This is a genomic window from Winogradskyella sp. 3972H.M.0a.05, assembly GCF_040493455.1.
GTDB lineage: Bacteria > Bacteroidota > Bacteroidia > Flavobacteriales > Flavobacteriaceae > Microcosmobacter.
In genome coordinates this window covers 468,606-488,948 of the sequence record NZ_JANFDA010000001.1, presented here as the reverse complement: position 1 = coordinate 488,948, position 20,343 = coordinate 468,606, and the positions used below count along the sequence as shown (strand labels likewise).

The window sequence follows — 20,343 nt, the reverse complement described above, 5'->3', positions numbered from 1 at the left end:
GAATGAGATTCATTCGTAACATATTGAAAAATTCCCGTTCTACTAAAGACGGGAATTTTTTTTTACATCTCGAAAAGATTCTTGGCTTCAAACCAAAGCATAAAGACCTCTATGTAAAAGCGTTTACTCACCGTTCGATGAATATAAAGGACAAAATGGGTAACGCGCTCAACTACGAGCGTTTAGAGTTTGTAGGAGATGCTATGCTTAGCGCAGTAATAGCGTCTTATCTTTTTGAGGAAGTTCCTCATGGCGACGAAGGGTATCTCACCAAAATGCGTTCTAAAGTGGTCAGTAGAGAGCACCTCAATGAATTGGGAAAAGAGCTCAATTTGATTGATCATGTAGAATCCAATATCCCTATTCAGAATTTTGGAAATAATATTCACGGTAACCTTTTTGAAGCTTTGGTTGGTGCTATTTTTTTAGATAAGGGTTATAAAAGTTGTGAAAAGTTCATCTTTGATAGAGTTATCAATCCTCACGTAGATATAGAAAAGCTCGAAGGTAAAGTGATAAGCTATAAAAGCTTACTCATTGAATGGTGTCAAAAAGAAAAAAACACATTCAATTATAACGTCTACGAAGACACTGGTAATGATGACCTAAAACACTTTTCGGTAAAACTTTCTATTAACGATAGAGTTGTTGCCAAAGCCAGAGCAACTTCAAAAAAGAAGGCAGAAGAAAAGGCTTCTAAACGTGCATTCTTTGCGTTTCAGCATCAAATTTCCAAAGTTATATAGCCTTTCTTTATTAGCTTATCATAAAAGTTATACTACTATAACGATTTCGTAACATTATCTCCCAAACATTAATAAAATCTTGAGAGTAAACTACTACTAATGTGCTATATTTACACCTCAATGACAAAAGGTTATGGCGTTGCACAAGCTACTTGTTGACGATTTTTATGACGCATCGTATACTCTCATTGCAGTTCATTGTAGAATAGAGGATTATCGATTGGCTTATTTATTAAACCAATATCTAGACCTAAAGCTAGAACGAAAAGAGAAGGATCTAGACTACAATTATTTTGCTGCTTCATATCCAATTTACGAATGGGAGAACACTAGTCAATTTGTTACTTGGAATCTCATAGCCAATCAATGTAAAACCGAAGAGGAGAGTTTGCAAAGTTCAGGTTCTTTATTCGAAACCGACAGAGTTTATAAGACGTATCAGTTAATCCCTGAGCTTAAGAATGTAGATTACCTCATTAAGATTTCCCATGAATCGAATAGTATTAACAGTCGTTTGATTATCGGAAAGCTTCAAAATATCCCACAGATAATTACAACTTATTCTGTAGAGGTAGATTCTTTAAAGTCTAAAGACAATTTAATTTTTTAGTCTATGCCAAATCGTAAGAAAACCAAAATAGTAGCTACACTAGGTCCAGCAACAAGCAAAAAGGAAACTTTGAAAGCAATGTTGGATGAAGGTGTTAATGTATTTAGAATTAATTTTTCGCATGCCAACTATGACGATGTTATAGAACGCATGACCATGATACGAGAGCTCAATGATGAATTTGGTTACAATGCTGCAATACTAGGAGATCTTCAAGGGCCAAAGTTGCGTGTTGGTGTGATGAAGGGTGATATTGTTGTTAATGTAGGTGATGAAATCATCTTTGCAACTGGAGCTCCTTTTGAAGGTACCAAGCAACGAGTCTATATGACTTATGACAACTTCCCTCAAGATGCAAAACCAGGTGAACGCATTTTGCTAGACGATGGTAAACTAATTTTTGAAGTTGTTTCTACAGATAAAAAATCTGAAGTTAAAGCTAAAGTAATACAAGGAGGTCCTTTAAAGTCTAAGAAAGGTGTTAACCTCCCAAATACAGCTATTTCTCAACCAGCCTTAACTGAAAAGGATGTTAAAGATGCCATTTTTGCTATTAGTCAAAATGTGGATTGGATTGCATTATCCTTTGTTAGGCATGCCGATGACCTTATTCAGTTACAAGACTTAATTAAAGAACATAGTGAGCATAAAATTCCAATCATTGCTAAGATTGAAAAGCCTGAAGCAGTAGAAAACATCGACAAGATTGTTGCGTATTGTGATGGTTTAATGGTTGCAAGAGGTGATTTGGGTGTTGAAGTTCCTGCTCAAGAAGTACCATTAATTCAAAAACAATTAGTACTTAGAGCCAAGCGTGCCCGAATCCCTGTGATTATTGCTACACAGATGATGGAAAGCATGATTAGTAGCCTTACGCCTACCAGAGCGGAGGTAAACGATGTTGCCAATTCTGTCATGGATGGAGCTGATGCTGTAATGCTATCTGGAGAGACCTCTGTTGGACAATATCCTGTTCAGGTGATTACTCAAATGTCTAATATTATTAAAAGTGTTGAAGATTCACACCTAATCCAAGTACCACAAGCACCTCCACATATTAAAACCAAACGTTACATTACCAAGTCAGTATGTTATCATGCAGCTCATATGGCTAACGAAATTAACGCTAAAGCGATTTCGACTTTGACTAATAGTGGATATACTGCATTTCAAATTTCAGCTTGGAGACCATCTGCCCATATCCTAGTGTTTACATCTAACAAACGTATCCTTACTCAACTCAATTTGCTTTGGGGCGTAAAAGCATTCTTCTATGACAAGTTTGTAAGCACCGATGAAACCATAGAGGATGTAAACGCTATTGCATGCAAAAAAGGGTATTTAGAAGAGGGTGACATGCTTATCAGCCTTGCTGCTATGCCAATACAAGATAAAGGTATGGTAAATACACTAAGGGTTACCGAAATTACAAGTTGTAGTTTTTAAAAATCAAACTTTAGCTGAACACTAACAGGCTCTTCTTTTTTTTCTTTTGAAGGTTTATCGGTGTTGAGGTTTGACATCGAAATTCCCAGTAACCTTACTGAGTTTTTTAATTTCTCCTGATAGAGCAATTCTTTTGCGGTTTCTAGTATAATGCCCTCGTCACTGATAAAATAGGGTAATGTTTTGCTTCTAGTCTGAAGCGAAAAATCGCTATACTTAATCTTTAGCGTCACGGTTTTACCAGCTACTTCACTTTTATTCAAACGTTTCGATACTTCTTGGGCAATATGTTGAAGTTTTTCAAGCATGAAAATTTCAGAAGACAGGTTTTCACTGAAGGTGCGTTCGGCAGCCAGAGATTTTCGGATACGATTTGGTTTAACTTCACTGTTATGAATCCCTCTCACCACATAGTAATAATAACGGCCAGATTTCCCAAAACGCTCAGATAAGTAATCCTTTGTTTTAGATTTTAAATCCTTTCCTGTAAAAATCCCTAGTTGGTACATTTTCTCTGCGGTGACCTTACCAATACCATAGAATTTTCGAATATCCAAGCCTTCAAGAAATTCTAAAACGTCTTCTGGGTTCACGGTTTTCTGTCCATTGGGTTTGTTATAATCACTCGCGACTTTGGCTATAAATTTATTTATTGAAATCCCTGCTGAGGCTGTAAGCTGTACCTCATCAAAAATGCGTTGTCGTATCTCTTGTGCAATTAGTGTTGCACTTGGATTTCCCTTTTTGTTTTCTGTCACATCTAGATAGGCTTCATCCATAGATAGGGGTTCTACCAAATCGGTATAATCGTAGAATATCTTTCGGATTCGTTTAGAGATTTCGGCATAACGCTCAAAACGCGGTCGCACAAAAATTAAATCCGGACAATTTCGTCTGGCCTGGGCGCCTGGCATCGCGCTTCTAACACCAAACTTTCGTGCTTCATAACTTGCAGCACTTACCACGCCTCGCTTTCCACCACCACCAACAGCAATAGGTTTACCTTTTAATTCAGGATTATCTAGCTGTTCTACGGATGCATAAAAAGCATCCATATCGACATGAATAATTTTTCGTATTGGTATATCGAGTGACATCATGTAAATTTAGGCAATAGATATTTTAGTTTATGATAGAGATCGAACGAAAATTTTTGGTGAACTCCAATGCCTACAGAGATGAAGCGTATAAAAGTATTCGTATTGTACAAGGCTTTCTAAACACAGATCCTGAACGTACTGTTCGTATTCGTATAAAAGGCGATGAAGGGATTATTACTGTAAAAGGAAAGTCCTCTGAAGATGGCCTAAAACGTTTTGAGTGGGAAAAACAAATTTCGGTAGAAGATGCTGAAGCTTTACTCGAATTGTGTGAGCCTATTAAAATTGACAAAACAAGATATCTAGTTAAAAAAGAACAACATACCTTTGAGATAGATGAGTTTTATGGTGCTAACGAAGGTTTGATTATCGCAGAAATAGAGCTCAATTCTGAAGACGAGTCTTTTGTTAAACCCGCTTGGCTAGGTGATGAAGTAACAGGAGACATCAGGTATTATAATTCTCATTTGAGCAAAATACCTTATACAACTTGGATATAAACTAACTTAAACCTCACATAATGAAAACCATTCTATTTACTTTATTGCTTTCTATATGCATTGTTGGATGCAAGCATAAAGAGCACACTCATGAGCATGATGGAGACAAACACCATAAACATGAGCACAAGTCTGAACATGAACATCATGGTGAAAAACATCATCATGACAACGATGCTGATCATAAATCTATGGCTCAAGTTAAAAAAGAATTGACCGAAAAAGGGTTTCAGGTTATGGACTTTGTTGATGAAGAAACCCAGGATACCATTCTTATGCAACAATATTTCATTGCCTTTTTAAAGTCTGGACCTAGTCGCTCACAGAGTGAAGAAGAAAAAGCAACGCTTCAAGCTGCTCATATGACACATCTTGCAAGAATGTACGAAGAAGGTTATGCAGATATTTCTGGTCCTTTTGGTGACGATGGTGAGATAAGAGGGATTACGATTTACAATGTGCCCACTCAAAAAATGGCAGATAGTTTAGCAAATCTAGACCCTATGGTAAAAGCTGGCCGCTTGGTTATTGAAACACATCCTTGGTGGGCTGCAAAAGGGTTTCCTTTAAGGTAATCTGTAAAAGAGTAAGCAGTAATATTTTTGCGCAATGCATCCATATTACTGCTTAACACTATCAAAAACGAATCATATTAATTCTCTGCAGGCAATTCAAAAGAGATAATCTTTTCTGTTTTATAGCCATCGATATCGGTCATAAGAACTCTCAACTGAATCTGACTTGCATTAACCTTTATAACTTTATCTTCTATTGATTTTGATGTTTCTATAAGCTTGCTCCAGTCCTCACCACAATGTTCCTTAACATAGGTCTTTAATTCCTTCATGTCGACTTCAGAAAATCGCTTATAATCTTCTTTATCAAAGACCAGAGTCTTAAAAATGTTATTCGACCTTGGTAGCATCTTCAAAGGCTTCCAACTAGAATTGTATTGATCATATTCCTTAAGATCGCACTCGGTCTTACCGTTCACTAAAGTCAATCGATTTTGATGTCTTTGAAACACCTGAATGGTTCTATACCCTTGGTGGTGCTTTACCTTAATATACCTACCTTCTGGGCTTTTGCCTAGCTTTACTTCGAATGCTTTAGAGTCTGGATTTTCTGAGTTCTTTATGGCTTTAGTATCTCGTTTCATTTCGTCAACAAATACTGTGAAGGCTTCAAATTTTACTTTGAGAGGACGTTCAATCTTTTTCTCAGTTAAAAACCCGTTAAACACATAGCCTTCTTCAAAATGCTCATAAGCATCTATCCCTCTTATCTTCACCCATTCGCCTGTAACTTTTTCATTTTTATCTTTTATATCCAACATCAGGTTTGTGTGTTCTATAATCTCTACTGGTGTTCCATAATCTAATAAGCCTACTTTAATTGCGCCTTGATTTGGTTTTTCTCTTACTACAAGTCCGTTTTCTGCAAAAACATACTGTATATCTTGGGCTTGTGCAACGCTTAGTGCGAAGCATGCCACTACTAAAATTCTTAAAAACATAAGTCGTGGATTTTAAATTAACAATTCAACTAATTCGGTAAGCTTATCCTTGTTAATTTATGTACGTGGATTCTTGTTAATGTAGATTTTTTTGTTCTGTTAAATCAATCTTAAAAAATTTATTTTTGAATCTACAACTGATTTTAGAAAGATGAAAATAAATTTATATTGTTGATTTTCAGGTTGTTACAATTAATTTGAAAAAAGATTTGTAATTAAGAAAAAAACCATTCTATATTTGCAGCTCACAAAAATTAATATTTAAAAAATAGAATAATGCAATTTATTAAAGCCACATATAGTCTATCTCACGTTGGAAATTCTCCAATGTTAGAGTCGGGTTTTGTTAATTGTATACACAGATTATAAATAAATTTTAGATTAACAATATATATCAAAACCCGAGTCGTAAAGCTCGGGTTTTTTTATACCAAAATTTTAAAAATATGACATTGAAATATATACTAGCACTACCTGGAAGTAATGATAAAATTCATGAATTTGAACCGAAATTCCCTTTGTAACAAAGGAGGATTATTATGCTCAATAAAGCTCGGTTCTTTAATTAGAATCGAGCTTTTTTAATTTAAAAAAACAAAACGATGAAACAGAGTAAAATGTAAAAACAAACTGTAAACTCGGGAGTGTGTTTTCAGTTTATCAAACGTTTAAACAAGCCTAAAAAGGCACAAAATAATTTGGCGAATAGCCAAAAACGAAAATAATAATGGAAACACAATATATAAACCGAAAACATATTTCGAAAGCAGAGAGAGCCAGAAGAGCAGCTCAAAAACAAGAAAGAGAAATAACTATACAGAATGCTCTAAAGAAGCATAATTCTGAAAAGAAAATGTTATTTCCAAAATTGGTTGAGTCTATTTACGAAGGTAATTCAGCAAACGGTAATGCAAACACAATTGCTTACAAATTGAACAATTACTTCAGTCTTTTGAGTCCAAAAAAACACCCTAGAAGACGAAGAGTGTTCAAAGACATATTACTGCATCTTTACGAGCAAAGATGTGCCAAACTTTTGAGAGATAACACATATATAAATGTTCTATTCAAAGTTGCTTGGTTTAGTAATTCGTTTGAAAATGAAATCTCTTCTTGGAAACGAAGAAGTCATAATACTGACAAGCAAATGTTATCTATAATTAAACATTGCTTTGTAAAGTATGAGGTTCCTTATTTCATGTACAAAGCTTGGTTAGTTAACCACAGAGCACACATCAGTTGGTTTATTGATTTAACCCAAGGTAGAAGTGTAAGAAATTTAACTAACATGCCTATAAAAATGACCAAAAAGGGAGCTCACCATTTTTTGAATGCACCAAAGCACTACTCCGTTGAAATGGCATTACGAAGAGCACAAAGCTTATCTTATAATGCGGATGATGTCATTGCAGATAGAATAGCTAGCTCACATTTGTCTCGTAATAATTTTCAACATGAAGGGTTTTGGGATTCAGTGATTTGTTTTTTCTCAAAACAAGCAATGCTGGATTTCTCTAAGATGAATGAGATCATAGATTATTTGAGTTATCGTATTTCTGAAAATCTAGACTATAGCATAAAAGGAAGAACAATAATTTCTTTGACTAGACAGTCAGATGAATGGCATAGAGAGCAAGCCAATATTAGAACTACTTTCATTAGTGTTTTAACATGGGATCCTTATTTGCCTTACTCATATTTTCGTATTGAAGAATCTAAAGGAATTAAAAAAACATTTACATTGTTTGAACTTTGTTCTTCAGGAGAATTAATTAATGAGGGAAGAAAAATGAATCATTGTGTGGCTTCTTATGCTAGATCTTGTCATTCCGGAAGATCGAGAATTTTTACCTTAAGAAGTAAAGAGGTCCCAGGTTCAGAAGAAATAATGGCAACTATAGAAGTTCATCTTGCTTCGAAAACAATTGTACAAGCAAAAGCAAAGTATAACAAGCCAATAAGTAAGAAAGCTATTTTTATAATAAAAAAATGGGCTTTACAACATGATTTAAACATATCAAAATGGCTTTAAAATTTTAATAATGGCAAAACTAAAATTGAGAGGGAAAGACTTAATAGATTTAGGTTATCCTCAAGGAAAAGTGATAAGCGTTGCAATAAATGCCATGCTTTCTAATTATAAGAGAGAGCGAAAAGATAAAGTTCTTCAGCGATTAAAAACTGTATTGAAGAACCCAGAAAAATACATCAATGATGGTATTATGGGAAAGATTGCTGAAGAACTCATCGCTCCTGTAAAAGTAGAAGCACAAAAGCTTAACAACACACGTGCTCCTTTTACAATTTTTGGAGAAAATGAAATAGATGAAGCAGCAAAGCATCAGTTATACACCGCATTAAAGCTTCCAGTAACCAAAGCTGGAGCTTTGATGCCAGATGGTCATCATGGTTACGGTCTGCCTATAGGTGGAGTTTTAGCAACTGAAAATGCTGTAATTCCATATGGTGTAGGTGTGGATATTGGATGTAGAATGTGCTTGTCTGTCTATGATTTGGCACCATCTTATATAGAAGGAAGCAAGGATAAATATGTGCAAATGCTACGAGACCATACTAAGTTTGGTGGTTACGAAGTTCATAAGCAACAAGTAGATAACGTCATCTTTGAACGCGATGAGTTTAAGACAATTCCGATGGTTAAAAAACTAAAGGATAAAGCCTTTAAACAACTTGGAAGTTCTGGTGGTGGTAATCACTTTGTAGAATTTGGTATCGTTGATATTAAAGATGAAAACAATGAGTTCAACTTACCATTGGGTCAATATGTTGGGATCTTATCTCACAGTGGCTCAAGAGGTTTAGGAGCTAATATCGCGAAACATTATACCAAACTCGCTATGAAGCAAACACCTTTACCAGGAGAGGCTAAGCATTTAGCCTGGCTAGATCTAAACACTCACGATGGTCAGGAATATTGGTTAGCGATGAATTTGGCTGGAGATTATGCTTCAGCTTGTCATCACGATATCCATAGAAGGCTTAGCAAGGCTCTTGGTAAACGACCACTAGCTGTAGTAGAGAATCATCACAATTTTGCATGGAAGGAAGTTATCGATGGTCAAGAAATGATTGTACACCGTAAGGGTGCTACTCCAGCACAGGAAGGTGTTTTGGGAATTATTCCTGGTTCTATGACTGCTCCTGGATTTATCGTTAGAGGTAAAGGGAGTAAGCAATCATTAAACTCGGCATCTCATGGTGCAGGACGATTACTTTCGCGAAGAAAAGCGAAAGCACAAATCACAAAAAGTGACATTAAAAAAGTCTTACAAGATCATGGTGTCACTTTATTGGGAGGTGGTATTGATGAAGCACCAATGGCCTATAAAGACATTAATAAAGTCATGGCTAATCAAACCGAGTTGGTTGACATTGTTGGAACTTTCGTTCCTAAAATTGTAAGAATGGATAGTAATTAAAAAAGAGCCTAAAGTTAATTTTAGGCTCTTTTAATTTTTTATGGAGCCGGATTAGGTATCTCTGCATGTACTGCATTAATAGCAGCTAATACTTCTCTACTAAGGTTGACTTCAATACTATCAATGTTTTCCTCTAGTTGCTCTAAAGATGTGGCACCAATAATATTACTTGTTAAAAACGGTTGCTGTGTTACAAACGCTAATGCCATTTGAGCTAAAGACATGTTGTTGTCCTCTGCAATTTGAAGATAACGCTTGGTCGCTTCCGTTGCTTGTTGTCCGCTATAGCGTGCAAAGCGAGGAAACAATTTTAGCCTTGCATTATCAGTAGCTGTACCTTTAATATATTTTCCTGAAAGCACTCCAAATGCCATTGGTGAATATGCTAATAATCCAATATTCTCTCTCATAGCTACCTCAGCTAAATCCCCTTCAAAAGTACGACACAGCATGGAATACGCATTCTGAATAGTTACAGGTCTTGGTAGATTATTCTTTTTAGACTCTTCTAAATAACGCATCGTTCCCCAAGCTTTCTCATTAGAAATTCCAATTTGTCTTACTTTACCAGACTTTACTATTTCATCTAAGGTTTCTAGGATTTCCTTAAAATTATCAACCCAAGGATCTTTTGCACTATAGGTATAGTCTCTGACTCCAAACGTATTGGTATGGCGCTCTGGCCAATGCAATTGATACAAATCAATGTAATCGGTCTGTAAGCGCTTCAGGCTATTATCAACTGCTTCATGCAAAGCAGCCTTACTAAAACCTGTGGTTCTAATATGCGCTGTATAATCTCCAGGTCCTGCGATCTTGGTTGCCAAAACCACTTTGTTCCTGTTACCGGTTTTTGTAAACCAGTTGCCTATAATGCGCTCGGTCTCCGCATAGGTTTCAGCTGTAGCTGGAACAGGGTATAATTCAGCACAATCAAAGAAATTAATCCCTCGATCTAGAGCTAAATCCATTTGCGCAAAACCTTCATCTTGTGTGTTCTGGTTTCCCCATGTCATTGTCCCTAAGCATAGCTTACTGACTTTTATATCTGTATTGGGTAATGTGGTGTATTTCATAATATTTTCCTGCGAAAGCGGGAATCTTGTTTTAATTTCGCTTCGACTCCGCTCAGCGAATAGTTCTACTATATCTCATTCAACAGCTTCGAAATCTCATCTAATTTAGGAGTCAAAATAACTTCTATACGTCTGTTTTTTGCTCTTCCTTCTGGTGTGTCATTTGATGCTACCGGTGCATATTCACCTCGACCAGCTGCGGTCAAGTTTTCTGGGTTGATGTCTTTATTATCTCTAAGAATATTTACGATTGCTGTTGCTCTTTTAGTAGATAAGTCCCAGTTACCGCTTAGTTGTGCGTTACCTTTATAAGGTACATTATCGGTATGGCCTTCAATCAAAATAGCGATATCTGGATTCTCAGCCAATACGCTTCCAAGCTGATTTACGGCTTGCCTTCCCTCCGAACCAACTGACCAACTACCAGACTGGAACAATAACTTGTTCTCCATAGATACATAGACTTTTCCATCACGCTGTTCTACTGTAAGTCCTTTGCCTTCAAAGTTTGTTAAGGCCTTGGAGATTGCATCTTTTAACTTAGTCATCGCTGCATCTTTAGAGGCAATAACGCTTTCTAATTCTGCAACACGCTTCGATCTGCTTTCCAATTCTTTTTTCAGGTTTTCAAGCCTTGCATTCTCAGCCGCCAAGGCTTGCTCCTTAGCTTCGAGTTGCGCTAAAAGTTCTCTGTTCTTTTTTGAATTCTCAGCAATTGCTGCAGAACTATTCTTTTCGAGAGCTTCGTAAGATGCTTTTAGATTGTCCAAGTTTGCTTTAGAAGCAGCAAGGTCGTTCTGCAATTGATCTCTTTCTTTAACTGCTTCATCATAAGCTGCCTGTAATTTATCTAAATCGTTTTGTAATGTGTTCTTAGATTTTAACAGTTCATCATTCTCATCAGACAACGCTCTATGCTCGCGTTTTAGGTTTGCATATTTATCTTCTAACTCTGTGTAAATCTTTTTTGAAACACAGGATGTAGTTAAACTTAATGTTAGTGCTATTAATGAAATTTTTTTAATCATGCCTTACAAGGTTAATTTGTTGATTGATTCTAACGTTCTATTTCTAATAATATTGGACAGTGGTCGCTATGCACGGCTTCAGACAAAATAATACTGCGCTTTAGTTTGTCCTGTAATGGCTTGGACGCCATGGTATAGTCTAAGCGCCAACCTTTGTTATTGGCTCTGGCATTTGCTCTATAACTCCACCATGTATATTCTTGCCTTTCAGGGTGCAAATACCTGAAACTATCAATGAATCCGCTGTCAATAAATTTCCCCAACCACTCTCGTTCTTCGGGCAAGAATCCAGAAACGCCTTTCATCTTAGGATTATGGATATCGATTTCTTCATGACAGATGTTGTAATCCCCACAGACAATAAGGTTAGGTCTTTCATTCCTCAAATTTGTATAATACTCAAGGATATCATCCATATATTTGAATTTAAAACCAAGACGAGCATCATTACTTCCAGAAGGCAAGTACATGCTCATTATGGACAAATCGCCATAATCTACACGGAGGTTTCTACCTTCAAAATCCATCGCTTCTATTCCTGTGCCATATTCTACATGATCTGGCTCTGTTTTACATAGTATTGCTACACCACTGTAACCTTTTTTCTGTGCGCTAAACCAGTAATGATAATTGTAGCCTGCTGCTTCAAAAAGTGAAACGTCTACTTGTTCTTTTAATGCTTTGATTTCTTGCAGACAAATTACGTCTGGGTTTGCTGATGTCAACCAATCGATAAAGCCTTTGTTTAGTGCAGCTCTGATGCCGTTGACATTATAGGAGATAATCTTCATCTATAATCTTTGGATATTTCAGCTAAAATAAATAATACTGTACTTTTACACTACTTTTTATGGCGCTTTTAACGCCATACTATTTTTGGTTTTAGTGAGTTTTATTATTTGATGCAAAACATTATCCGTTTTCTATGTCTTTTGTTACCTTTTTGTGTATTTGCACAAGAGACATCTTCTAATTATAAAACCAAAAAAGTAGCTGTCAAAGATTCTATTCGTGTGGATTCTGTAAGCATCAATTCTGCAAAATTTATTCTGAAAACAAAAAACAATGTCATAATAGACAGTACTTTCTATACTATTGATTTTGCTAAGGCATTGCTTACCTTCAAAAAGCCTGTAGAAACCGATTCGATTATTATTGAATACTTGAAGTATCCTGACTTTGTAACTAAAACCTATAAGCAACTCGATGAGAATATTATTGTAGATAATACTGATAATCTTCAACGACTGTATAAACTCAATCAGTCCACCAAGGAACGAAACTTCACACCTTTTGACGGGTTGAATACTTCTGGAAGTATTTCCCGAGGAATTACTATTGGAAACAATCAAAACTCTGTACTCAATAGTGAGCTCGACCTTCAAATTTCTGGAAAACTAAGTGATAAAGTTTCTTTAAGAGCATCCATTCAAGATGCCAATATTCCGTTACAGGAAAGTGGTTATTCGCAGCGTTTGGATGAGTTTGACCAAGTTTTTATCGAACTGTTTAGTGATAAATGGCGTATTAGAGCTGGAGATATTGACCTCATCAATACTAATGCCTATTTCAATAATTTCACAAAACGTGTGCAAGGGCTTTTGGTAGATGTAAACCTCAGTGAAAAAACCAATGTGTTTGCTTCTGGTGCGTTAGTTAGAGGACAGTTTACAACAAGTAGATTTACAGCTAAAGAAGGAAATCAAGGTCCATATAAGCTTAGAGGTCCCAACAATGAATTGTTTGTACTGATTGTTTCTGGTAGTGAAACGGTTTACGTAAATGGCGTTCCTGTAGAACGTGGAGAAAACAAGGATTATATTATCGATTATAACGCTGGTGAGATTATTTTCAACTCTACTTTTCCGATTACTTCTGAAATGCGTATCACTGTAGATTATCAGTTTAGTGAACGTAATTACTCTCGTTTTACAGTTTTTGGTGGTGCAGCCTATCAAAGTGACAAGCTAAAAATGAATGTTTCTGTATATTCTGAAAATGATGCAAAAAACCAGCCGCTTCAACAGAATTTGTCTACTGAGCAAACCCAAATTTTGGCCGATGCTGGAGATGACAGAAGCTTAATGGTAGCACCTTCTGAAACTCCTGAGGTCTTTTCTGAAAACAGAATTCTATATCGAAAGGAAATCATTGACGGTATAGAGGCCTTTGTGTTTTCTAATAATCCTGAGGATGAATTGTTTAGTGTACGTTTTACACTAGTCGGAGATAATCAAGGAAATTATATCCTAAGCAATACTAATGCTGTTAGTAATATCTTTGAGTTTGTACCTCCAGTCAATGGAGTCCCGCAAGGAAATTATGAGCCAATTGTTCAGCTAATTGCTCCAGTGAAATTGCAAGTTGCTGTGCTAAACGGTACTTATAAACCTTCGGAAAAAACAGATATTTACTTCGAAGTTGCCGGAAGTAAAAATGACCTCAACCTATTTTCAAGCATTGATGATGATGACAATGATGGTTTTGCTTCTAAACTGAAAATCAATCAACAACTCATAAAATCTGATAGCCTCTGGAATCTTTCTGTATTTGCAGATGCAGATTATATTCAAAAGAATTTCAGAACTGTGCAACGTTTGTACAGAGCAGAGTTTAATAGAGACTGGAACTTGGATGACCCTCTTGGCAACCAGATTCTATTAGCTTCTGGAGTTAATGTGCTTCACTCTAAAAAAGGGCTTGCCAACTATACTTTTGAACATCTCAACTTTTCAGAAAATTTCAACGGCAATCGTCACAATCTCTTTGCAAGCCTTAGGTTTAACAATCTTGAGTTGTTCACAAACTCAAGCATCCTGAACAATAAAAGCACATTGACCGAATCTACTTTTTTAAGATCGTTCAATAGAGCTGTTTACGGATTTGGGAAACAATGGGTTGGCGCCAAAGTTGCTCTGGAAGACAATGAACAGACCACTTTAGAAACGGAAGAACTAACAAACCTGAGCCAGAAATTCACTTCTTATGAGGTATTTACTGGTGTAGGTGATAGCACTGCTGTATTTGCAGAAGTTGGTTATAAATTTAGAGTCAATGATAGCTTGCGCAACAATGCCTTGGAACGCGTAAATACATCGAACACTTACTATCTAAAATCGAGGTTAATTCAAAATGAAAAAACAAGACTAGAGTTGTTTGTGAATTTTAGGAATTTGAAAAATGAAGACGAATCTATTGAAGATGAACAATCGCTTAACTCAAGACTATCTTACAATCAGAAATTATTTAACAATATTGTGCTTTGGAACACCGTATTTGAAACCAACTCTGGAACTCTACCTCAGCAAGACTTTACCTATGTAGAAGTAGAACCTGGGCAAGGCGCTTATACCTGGATCGATTACAATAATAATGGTATACAGGAACTCGATGAATTTGAATTGGCACAGTTCGCAGATGAAGGTAACTACATTAGAGTTTTGCTACCTAACCAGGTCTTTGTAAAGACACACCAGAATCGACTTAGCCAATCGCTTACTTTAAACCCACAGCAATGGTCTTCATCTGAAAGCAAATCAAAAAAGTTCTGGTCGCATTTTTATAATCAAACCTCATTTTTGATTGATAAAAAATTGAGGCGCGATGGCAATGATTTTGACCTTAACCCTTTTTCGGAAGATGAAGAGAACGAACTTGGTTTAAACAGAAGTATCCGTAATGTACTATTCTATAACAGAGGCAAACAACGCTACACAACATCTTACACTTATCTTGGTAATACTAACCGAAGTTTACTTTCTATTGGCAGTATTGAGAACAAGCTAACTAGCCATCAAATAAACTTTAACCATAAGTTTGCCAAATCGTGGCTCATTAATTTTGAAGGTAGTACGTCCAAAAATGAAAGCTTGAATGAGAACTTTGCGTCTAGGAATTTTGAACTAGATGAACTGCGTTTCGAGCCAAAGCTATCCTATCTATTTAATGAAAACGCTCGTTTTGATGTTTTCTATAAATTCACTTCAAAAGAAAATGCAATTGGAGACCTTGAGTCTTTGGAGCAAAACAATTATGGCGTTTCATTTACTTACAATAATGCTCAAAAAATAGCCTTAAATGGTGAGTTCAATTTCTTTAGCAATACATACTCCGGAAACCCAAATACTCCAGTAGCTTACCAAATTCTTGAAGGGCTTCAGCCAGGAAAAAACTTTACGTGGAGCCTATTAGCTCAGAAGAAGCTTACTAAGTTTTTGGATCTTAACTTGAATTACTTCGGAAGAAAAACCGAAAGCTCTAAAGTCATCCATACTGGTACAGTGCAGTTGAAGGCTTATTTTTAAATCATAAGGTTTCTTACGCAACCTTTCTCTCATAGTTGTATCTCTATGGTATAGTTCTTGTGCTTTTGCACTCTAAATTTTCAATCAACAATCGAACAGTTATGAAACACATTATTTTATCTGCCTTTTTATGTCTTTTTGTGATCTTTGGTAATGCACAAGACAATAACGAAGATTCTGCTCCAAAAAATTATAATGAAGTAAAGTTTAATGCACTATCCTTTATCATTGGAGCCGTAGATTTTGGCTATGAGAGAACTTTAAATGAAGAATCTTCAATAGGTGTATCTGCCTTTATTCCTTTTGATGAAGATATCAAGGATGATATTCAATATTACATTTCGCCTTATTACCGTTTTTATTTTGGAAAAAAATATGCCGCTGGCTTTTTCTTAGAAGGTTTTGGAATGCTCAATTCATCCGACAGAGATGAAATCCTTTTCCTTAATCTAGAAGATGATGACTTTGTAACAGATTTTGCCCTAGGTATAGGTCTAGGAGGAAAATGGGTGACTAACAAGGGGTTTACTGGTGAACTCAATTTTGGAGTTGGAAGAAACTTATTCAATGCAAACGAAGGCTCTGAATTTGTTGCCAAAATTGGTATTACAGTAGGTTATCGATTCTAAATAAAAAAAGCTACTGCACTTCGACTCCGCTCAGTGATCAGTAGCTTCTCTTAATTTATTGATTCCAATAATTATTTCGCAGCTTCGTAACGACGCTCTACTTCGTTCCAATTAACAACATTGAAGAACGCAGCGATATAATCTGGACGTCTGTTTTGGTAGTTCAAATAATAAGCATGCTCCCAAACATCTAAGCCTAAAATTGGTGTGCCTCCACAAGATACGCCTGGCATTAATGGATTATCTTGGTTTGGTGTAGAACATACTTCTACTTTTCCTCCTGGATGTACACAAAGCCAAGCCCAACCAGATCCAAATTGCGTAGCTGCAGCTTTGGAGAAGGCCTCAACAAAAGCATCCTTAGACCCAAAAGCATCTTCGATAGCATCTTTTAACGGTCCAGATAAATAACCTCTGTCTTCTGGGTTCATTACTTCCCAAAATAAGCTGTGGTTATAAAATCCACCTCCATTGTTTCTCACACCTGAGTTGCTCATGTCTAAATTCGTAAGGATATCTTCAATAGACTTACCCTCCAAGTCCGTACCTGCAATTGCAGCATTGAGTTTATTGGTATATCCAGCATGATGTTTAGAATGATGTATCTCCATAGTTCTTGCATCAATATGTGGTTCTAAAGCATCGTATGCGTATTTTAATTTTGGTAATTCAAAAGCCATAATATTTTATGTTTAGTTGTTAAAAATTAATTCCTTCAAATTTACAATAAAGCTGCTACATTTATTTAAACAAGTTATTAAGTTTCTTTATTTTGGTATAAAATTTTTCTTGGGTTGAATTCATCTCCGTTTATAATCTATGATGCCTCTGCCGGAAGTGGCAAAACATATACTTTAGTAAAGCACTATCTTAAGGTTTTACTAAGCTCTAAAAACCCAAGAATATTCAGGCATGTTCTGGCACTAACATTCACAAATAAGGCTGTTAATGAAATGAAATCTAGAATCATTGATACCTTGAAAACATTTTCAAGTGATGCAGTTATAAATGATTCTAATTCAATGTTTGAAAGCTTGGTATTGGAACTGGGCTTATCGCCTTCAACATTAATTGAGCGTTCTAATACACTCTTGCAGAACATACTTCATAATTATGCCTCTTTTGATATCTCCACCATAGATAAGTTCAACCATAAAATCATAAGAACATTTGCTTATGACCTAAAACTCCCTATGAACTTTGAGGTAGAACTCGACCAAGAAGCTCTTCTCAATGAAGCCGTCGATAGCCTTATTCAAAAAACAGGCGATGATAAATTGCTTAGCGAAACATTGATAGAATTTGCACTCGAGAAAGCTGATGATGATCGTAGTTGGGATATCACTTATGATTTGAATAAGATTTCCAAAAGACTTCTTAGTGAAAACGATTTATCATACCTGAAACAACTAGGCGATAAAACCCTATACGATTTCAAAAGCCTGAAAGAAACACTTTCAAAAAACACTAAAGATTTAGAGTCTGCAATACAAAGTATTGCTTCGGATATGCTAACGCTTATTGATGAATGTGGATTACAATTCGATGATTTTAGTGGTAGTTATCTCCCAAAGCATTTCAATAATCTAACGAACAAAAAATTTGACCTCAACTTTAATGCAAAATGGCAGGAAGATATAGATACCCGAGTGCTATATCCCAAGCGCGTTACTGAGGACATTGCTGCAATAATTAATGATATTCAACCACAAATCGCTTCTGCTTTTTTAGAGACTAAAACACAAGTTTTTGAGCTATTATTGCTGAAAAATATTTATAAAAATATTACACCGCTTTCAGTCTTAAATGCCATTAAACAAGAGCTAGAAAACCTAAAGGTCGATCAAAATAAATTATTGATTTCGGAATTCAATTCAATAATTGCCGAAGAAATAAAAGACCAGCCTACACCTTACATTTATGAACGTTTGGGAGAAAAGTTCAAGCATTATTTTATAGACGAATTTCAAGACACCTCCCAAATGCAGTGGTCAAACCTTCAACCTTTAATTTCTAATGCTCTGGAGCAAGAACAATTTGGCAAAACGGGGTCTTTAATGTTGGTTGGCGATGCCAAACAAGCTATCTACAGGTGGAGAGGTGGCTATGCTGAGCAGTTTATAAACCTATTCAATAAAGCCAAAAATCCATTTTTTGTGGAGCAGAAGGTTGAGTCTCTGGATTATAATTATAGAAGCTTTCAGGAAATCATAAACTTTAATAATGGGTTCTTTGAGCATTTGTCTAAAACTGCTTTTGTCGATCCCAGCTATAAAACGCTTTACGAAACTGCTAATCAAAAAGCAGTTATCGAAAATCAAGGGTATGTAGGATTGACGTTTTTGGACATTCAAAGAGATGATGATAGAGACCTTTTATATGCTGAGCAAACATATAATACCATCAAAAAATGCTTAGATAACGGTTTTGAGCTTGGTGATATTTGCGTGTTGGTAAGAAAGAAAAGGGAAGGGCTTGCGGTGTCAAATTATTTAACTGAGCAAGGTATTGCTATTACGTCTTCTGAAACATTGCTTTTAAAGAATTCTAAATCTGTTCTCTTTATCAATGCGGTCTTGAGATTGCTCATTCAACCAAATAATGATGAAGCAAAAGCCGAAGTGCTATATCATATTGCATCAAGTAGGAATATAGAGCATAAGCACTCTTTCTTTAAAAAATACCTGTCGTTTCAAGACAGCGAATTTTTTACTGCTTTAGAAGAACTAGGTATAATTGTCGACACTAATGAACTATTTCTTAAACCACTCTATTCGGTTGTGGAAACTATCATTGAAGCTTTTAAACTAAAGGAAACGTCTAACGCTTATCTTCTGTTTTATTTAGATACAGTAATGGCTTTTTCTGAAAAGCCTCTTGCAGATATTTCTGGGTTTTTAGATTATTTCGAAAAGAAAGAAAATGAACTGGCTATAAGTGCTCCTGAAGGTCAAAATGCTGTGCAAGTAATGACCATACACAAATCGAAAGGATTAGAATTTCCTGTAGTTATTTTTCCCTTTGCAGATTTAGACATTTATAGAGAAAAAGAACCAATGTCTTGGTTGACTTTAGATCCTGAAACATATGACGGGTTTACACACACACTATTGAACTTTAATAAGAATGTTCAATATTACGGAGAGCAAGGACAACATATCTATAACAAACATATCGCGGAACTTGAATTGGATAACATCAATCTACTTTATGTCGCCCTGACGAGAGCCATTGAGCAGCTTCATGTTATTTCAAAACAAGATGTGGATAGAAAAGGAGTACCTAAGGCGACAACATATTCAGGCAAACTCATTGATTATTTATTGAATATAGGAGTCTGGGACGGCATACAACAAGATTATTCGTTTGGTAATCCAGAAAGAAAATCTGACTCAGATTCAAAAGCGATAACTAATACCATAGCAATTGAACTTACAGAGGGTTCTACAAAAGATTTGCAAGTGGATTTAGTGACATCCTCTGGTCTGTTATGGGATACGAAACAAGAGCAAGCTATTGAGAAAGGAAACCTCATCCACGATCTCATGGCTTTGGTAAAAACAAAGTCTGATATTCCATCGGCGATTCAGAATTTCATTAGAGAAGGGGTTCTTCAGAATGAACAAGCTCCTTTAATAGAAAAGACAATTCAAGAAATCGTTAACCATCCTGATATATCTGATTTTTATTCTGAAAAGCATACTATATACAATGAAAGAAATATACTCTTGAAAGATGGTGGATTACTTAGACCCGATCGACTTGTATTCACAGACAATAAAAAGGTCGTTATTATGGATTACAAAACAGGATTGCATTCTCCCCACCATAAAGATCAGTTACAAAAATACACCTATTGCCTTGAGGATATGGGCTTTGAAGTCGTAAAGAAAATTCTCATCTATATTAATGATGACATTACCATAAAAGAACTATAAATTTGTAAAA

Annotated in this window: 16 protein-coding genes; 10 read left to right on the top strand and 6 right to left on the bottom strand. The window is 35.8% G+C overall.

Going from position 1 to position 20,343, the window contains the following annotated elements; all coding sequences use genetic code 11:
• Positions 1 to 2: 2 nt before the first annotated feature.
• The 3 genes from rnc to pyk all read left to right on the top strand — a co-directional run bounded on the left by rnc (position 3) and on the right by pyk (position 2,802).
• Positions 3 to 746 carry a ribonuclease III gene (gene rnc, locus NCE97_RS02190; protein ID WP_353777231.1) on the top strand — a complete coding sequence of 248 codons (744 nt, stop codon included), beginning with the start codon at positions 3 to 5 and terminating at the stop codon, positions 744 to 746.
• Positions 747 to 879: 133 nt separating this feature from the next.
• A complete protein-coding gene (locus NCE97_RS02185) occupies positions 880 to 1,356 on the top strand; it encodes an IPExxxVDY family protein (RefSeq protein ID WP_353777230.1) in 477 nt (158 codons plus the stop codon).
• 3 nt (positions 1,357 to 1,359) lie between these two features.
• Complete coding sequence (pyk, locus tag NCE97_RS02180) at positions 1,360 to 2,802, top strand: pyruvate kinase (RefSeq protein ID WP_353777229.1); 1,443 nt, start codon at positions 1,360 to 1,362, stop codon at positions 2,800 to 2,802.
• On the opposite strand, the gene dinB is transcribed toward pyk, so the two are convergent.
• Positions 2,799 to 3,899 (bottom strand): DNA polymerase IV, encoded by a 1,101-nt coding sequence (gene dinB / locus NCE97_RS02175; RefSeq protein WP_353777480.1) that lies wholly within the window; start codon positions 3,897 to 3,899, stop codon positions 2,799 to 2,801. The two genes, pyk and dinB, sit on opposite strands and share 4 nt — an antisense overlap.
• Before the next feature lie 32 nt (positions 3,900 to 3,931).
• Here dinB and NCE97_RS02170 point away from each other — a divergent pair, with 32 nt between their 5' ends.
• Positions 3,932 to 4,402 (top strand): CYTH domain-containing protein, encoded by a 471-nt coding sequence (locus NCE97_RS02170; protein WP_353777228.1) that lies wholly within the window; start codon positions 3,932 to 3,934, stop codon positions 4,400 to 4,402.
• A 20-nt stretch (positions 4,403 to 4,422) separates the two neighbouring features.
• Positions 4,423 to 4,977, top strand: a complete 555-nt coding sequence (locus NCE97_RS02165) for a YciI family protein (protein WP_353777227.1) — start codon at positions 4,423 to 4,425, stop codon at positions 4,975 to 4,977.
• Between the two features lie 77 nt (positions 4,978 to 5,054).
• Here NCE97_RS02165 and NCE97_RS02160 read toward each other — a convergent pair whose 3' ends face one another.
• Positions 5,055 to 5,918 (bottom strand): SH3 domain-containing protein, encoded by an 864-nt coding sequence (locus NCE97_RS02160; protein WP_353777226.1) that lies wholly within the window; start codon positions 5,916 to 5,918, stop codon positions 5,055 to 5,057.
• Positions 5,919 to 6,645: 727 nt separating this feature from the next.
• On the opposite strand from NCE97_RS02160, the gene NCE97_RS02155 reads away from it, so the two are divergent.
• Entirely contained in the window at positions 6,646 to 7,950 is a 1,305-nt protein-coding gene (locus NCE97_RS02155; protein WP_353777225.1) for a PcfJ domain-containing protein, read from the top strand.
• A 10-nt stretch (positions 7,951 to 7,960) separates the two neighbouring features.
• Positions 7,961 to 9,358 carry an RtcB family protein gene (locus NCE97_RS02150; RefSeq protein WP_353777224.1) on the top strand — a complete coding sequence of 466 codons (1,398 nt, stop codon included), beginning with the start codon at positions 7,961 to 7,963 and terminating at the stop codon, positions 9,356 to 9,358.
• Positions 9,359 to 9,396: 38 nt separating this feature from the next.
• Here NCE97_RS02150 and NCE97_RS02145 read toward each other — a convergent pair whose 3' ends face one another.
• The 3 genes from NCE97_RS02145 to NCE97_RS02135 all read right to left on the bottom strand — a co-directional run bounded on the left by NCE97_RS02145 (position 9,397) and on the right by NCE97_RS02135 (position 12,253).
• Positions 9,397 to 10,434, bottom strand: coding sequence for an aldo/keto reductase (locus NCE97_RS02145; RefSeq protein ID WP_353777223.1), 1,038 nt, complete (start codon positions 10,432 to 10,434; stop codon positions 9,397 to 9,399).
• 68 nt (positions 10,435 to 10,502) lie between these two features.
• A complete protein-coding gene (locus NCE97_RS02140; RefSeq protein ID WP_353777222.1) occupies positions 10,503 to 11,462 on the bottom strand; it encodes an OmpA family protein in 960 nt (319 codons plus the stop codon).
• A gap of 29 nt (positions 11,463 to 11,491) precedes the next feature.
• Entirely contained in the window at positions 11,492 to 12,253 is a 762-nt protein-coding gene (locus NCE97_RS02135) for an exodeoxyribonuclease III (protein WP_353777221.1), read from the bottom strand.
• Positions 12,254 to 12,364: 111 nt separating this feature from the next.
• On the opposite strand from NCE97_RS02135, the gene NCE97_RS02130 reads away from it, so the two are divergent.
• Entirely contained in the window at positions 12,365 to 15,766 is a 3,402-nt protein-coding gene (locus NCE97_RS02130) for a DUF8818 domain-containing protein (protein ID WP_353777220.1), read from the top strand.
• Positions 15,767 to 15,867: 101 nt separating this feature from the next.
• Positions 15,868 to 16,395, top strand: a complete 528-nt coding sequence (locus tag NCE97_RS02125) for a DUF3575 domain-containing protein (protein WP_353777219.1) — start codon at positions 15,868 to 15,870, stop codon at positions 16,393 to 16,395.
• A 71-nt stretch (positions 16,396 to 16,466) separates the two neighbouring features.
• On the opposite strand, the gene NCE97_RS02120 is transcribed toward NCE97_RS02125, so the two are convergent.
• Positions 16,467 to 17,075: a superoxide dismutase gene (locus NCE97_RS02120; RefSeq protein ID WP_353777218.1), complete on the bottom strand. Its 609-nt coding sequence runs from the start codon at positions 17,073 to 17,075 to the stop codon at positions 16,467 to 16,469.
• Between the two features lie 114 nt (positions 17,076 to 17,189).
• Between NCE97_RS02120 and NCE97_RS02115 the strand changes: the two genes are divergently transcribed.
• Complete coding sequence (locus NCE97_RS02115) at positions 17,190 to 20,333, top strand: UvrD-helicase domain-containing protein (protein WP_353777217.1); 3,144 nt, start codon at positions 17,190 to 17,192, stop codon at positions 20,331 to 20,333.
• Positions 20,334 to 20,343 lie beyond the last annotated feature (10 nt).

Excerpts from the sequence above, each read along its gene's own strand:
- NCE97_RS02170 (WP_353777228.1), top strand. The coding sequence starts at position 3,932 with ATGATAGAGATCGAACGAAAATTTTTGGTGAACTCCAATGCCTACAGA.
- NCE97_RS02145 (WP_353777223.1), bottom strand. The coding sequence starts at position 10,434 with ATGAAATACACCACATTACCCAATACAGATATAAAAGTCAGTAAGCTA.
- NCE97_RS02125 (WP_353777219.1), top strand. The coding sequence starts at position 15,868 with ATGAAACACATTATTTTATCTGCCTTTTTATGTCTTTTTGTGATCTTT.
- NCE97_RS02130 (WP_353777220.1), top strand. The coding sequence starts at position 12,365 with ATGCAAAACATTATCCGTTTTCTATGTCTTTTGTTACCTTTTTGTGTA.
- rnc (WP_353777231.1), top strand. The coding sequence starts at position 3 with ATGAGATTCATTCGTAACATATTGAAAAATTCCCGTTCTACTAAAGAC.
- NCE97_RS02155 (WP_353777225.1), top strand. The coding sequence starts at position 6,646 with ATGGAAACACAATATATAAACCGAAAACATATTTCGAAAGCAGAGAGA.
- NCE97_RS02135 (WP_353777221.1), bottom strand. The coding sequence starts at position 12,253 with ATGAAGATTATCTCCTATAATGTCAACGGCATCAGAGCTGCACTAAAC.
- NCE97_RS02150 (WP_353777224.1), top strand. The coding sequence starts at position 7,961 with ATGGCAAAACTAAAATTGAGAGGGAAAGACTTAATAGATTTAGGTTAT.
- NCE97_RS02185 (WP_353777230.1), top strand. The coding sequence starts at position 880 with ATGGCGTTGCACAAGCTACTTGTTGACGATTTTTATGACGCATCGTAT.
- NCE97_RS02140 (WP_353777222.1), bottom strand. The coding sequence starts at position 11,462 with ATGATTAAAAAAATTTCATTAATAGCACTAACATTAAGTTTAACTACA.
- dinB (WP_353777480.1), bottom strand. The coding sequence starts at position 3,899 with ATGTCACTCGATATACCAATACGAAAAATTATTCATGTCGATATGGAT.
- NCE97_RS02120 (WP_353777218.1), bottom strand. The coding sequence starts at position 17,075 with ATGGCTTTTGAATTACCAAAATTAAAATACGCATACGATGCTTTAGAA.
- NCE97_RS02160 (WP_353777226.1), bottom strand. The coding sequence starts at position 5,918 with ATGTTTTTAAGAATTTTAGTAGTGGCATGCTTCGCACTAAGCGTTGCA.
- NCE97_RS02165 (WP_353777227.1), top strand. The coding sequence starts at position 4,423 with ATGAAAACCATTCTATTTACTTTATTGCTTTCTATATGCATTGTTGGA.
- pyk (WP_353777229.1), top strand. The coding sequence starts at position 1,360 with ATGCCAAATCGTAAGAAAACCAAAATAGTAGCTACACTAGGTCCAGCA.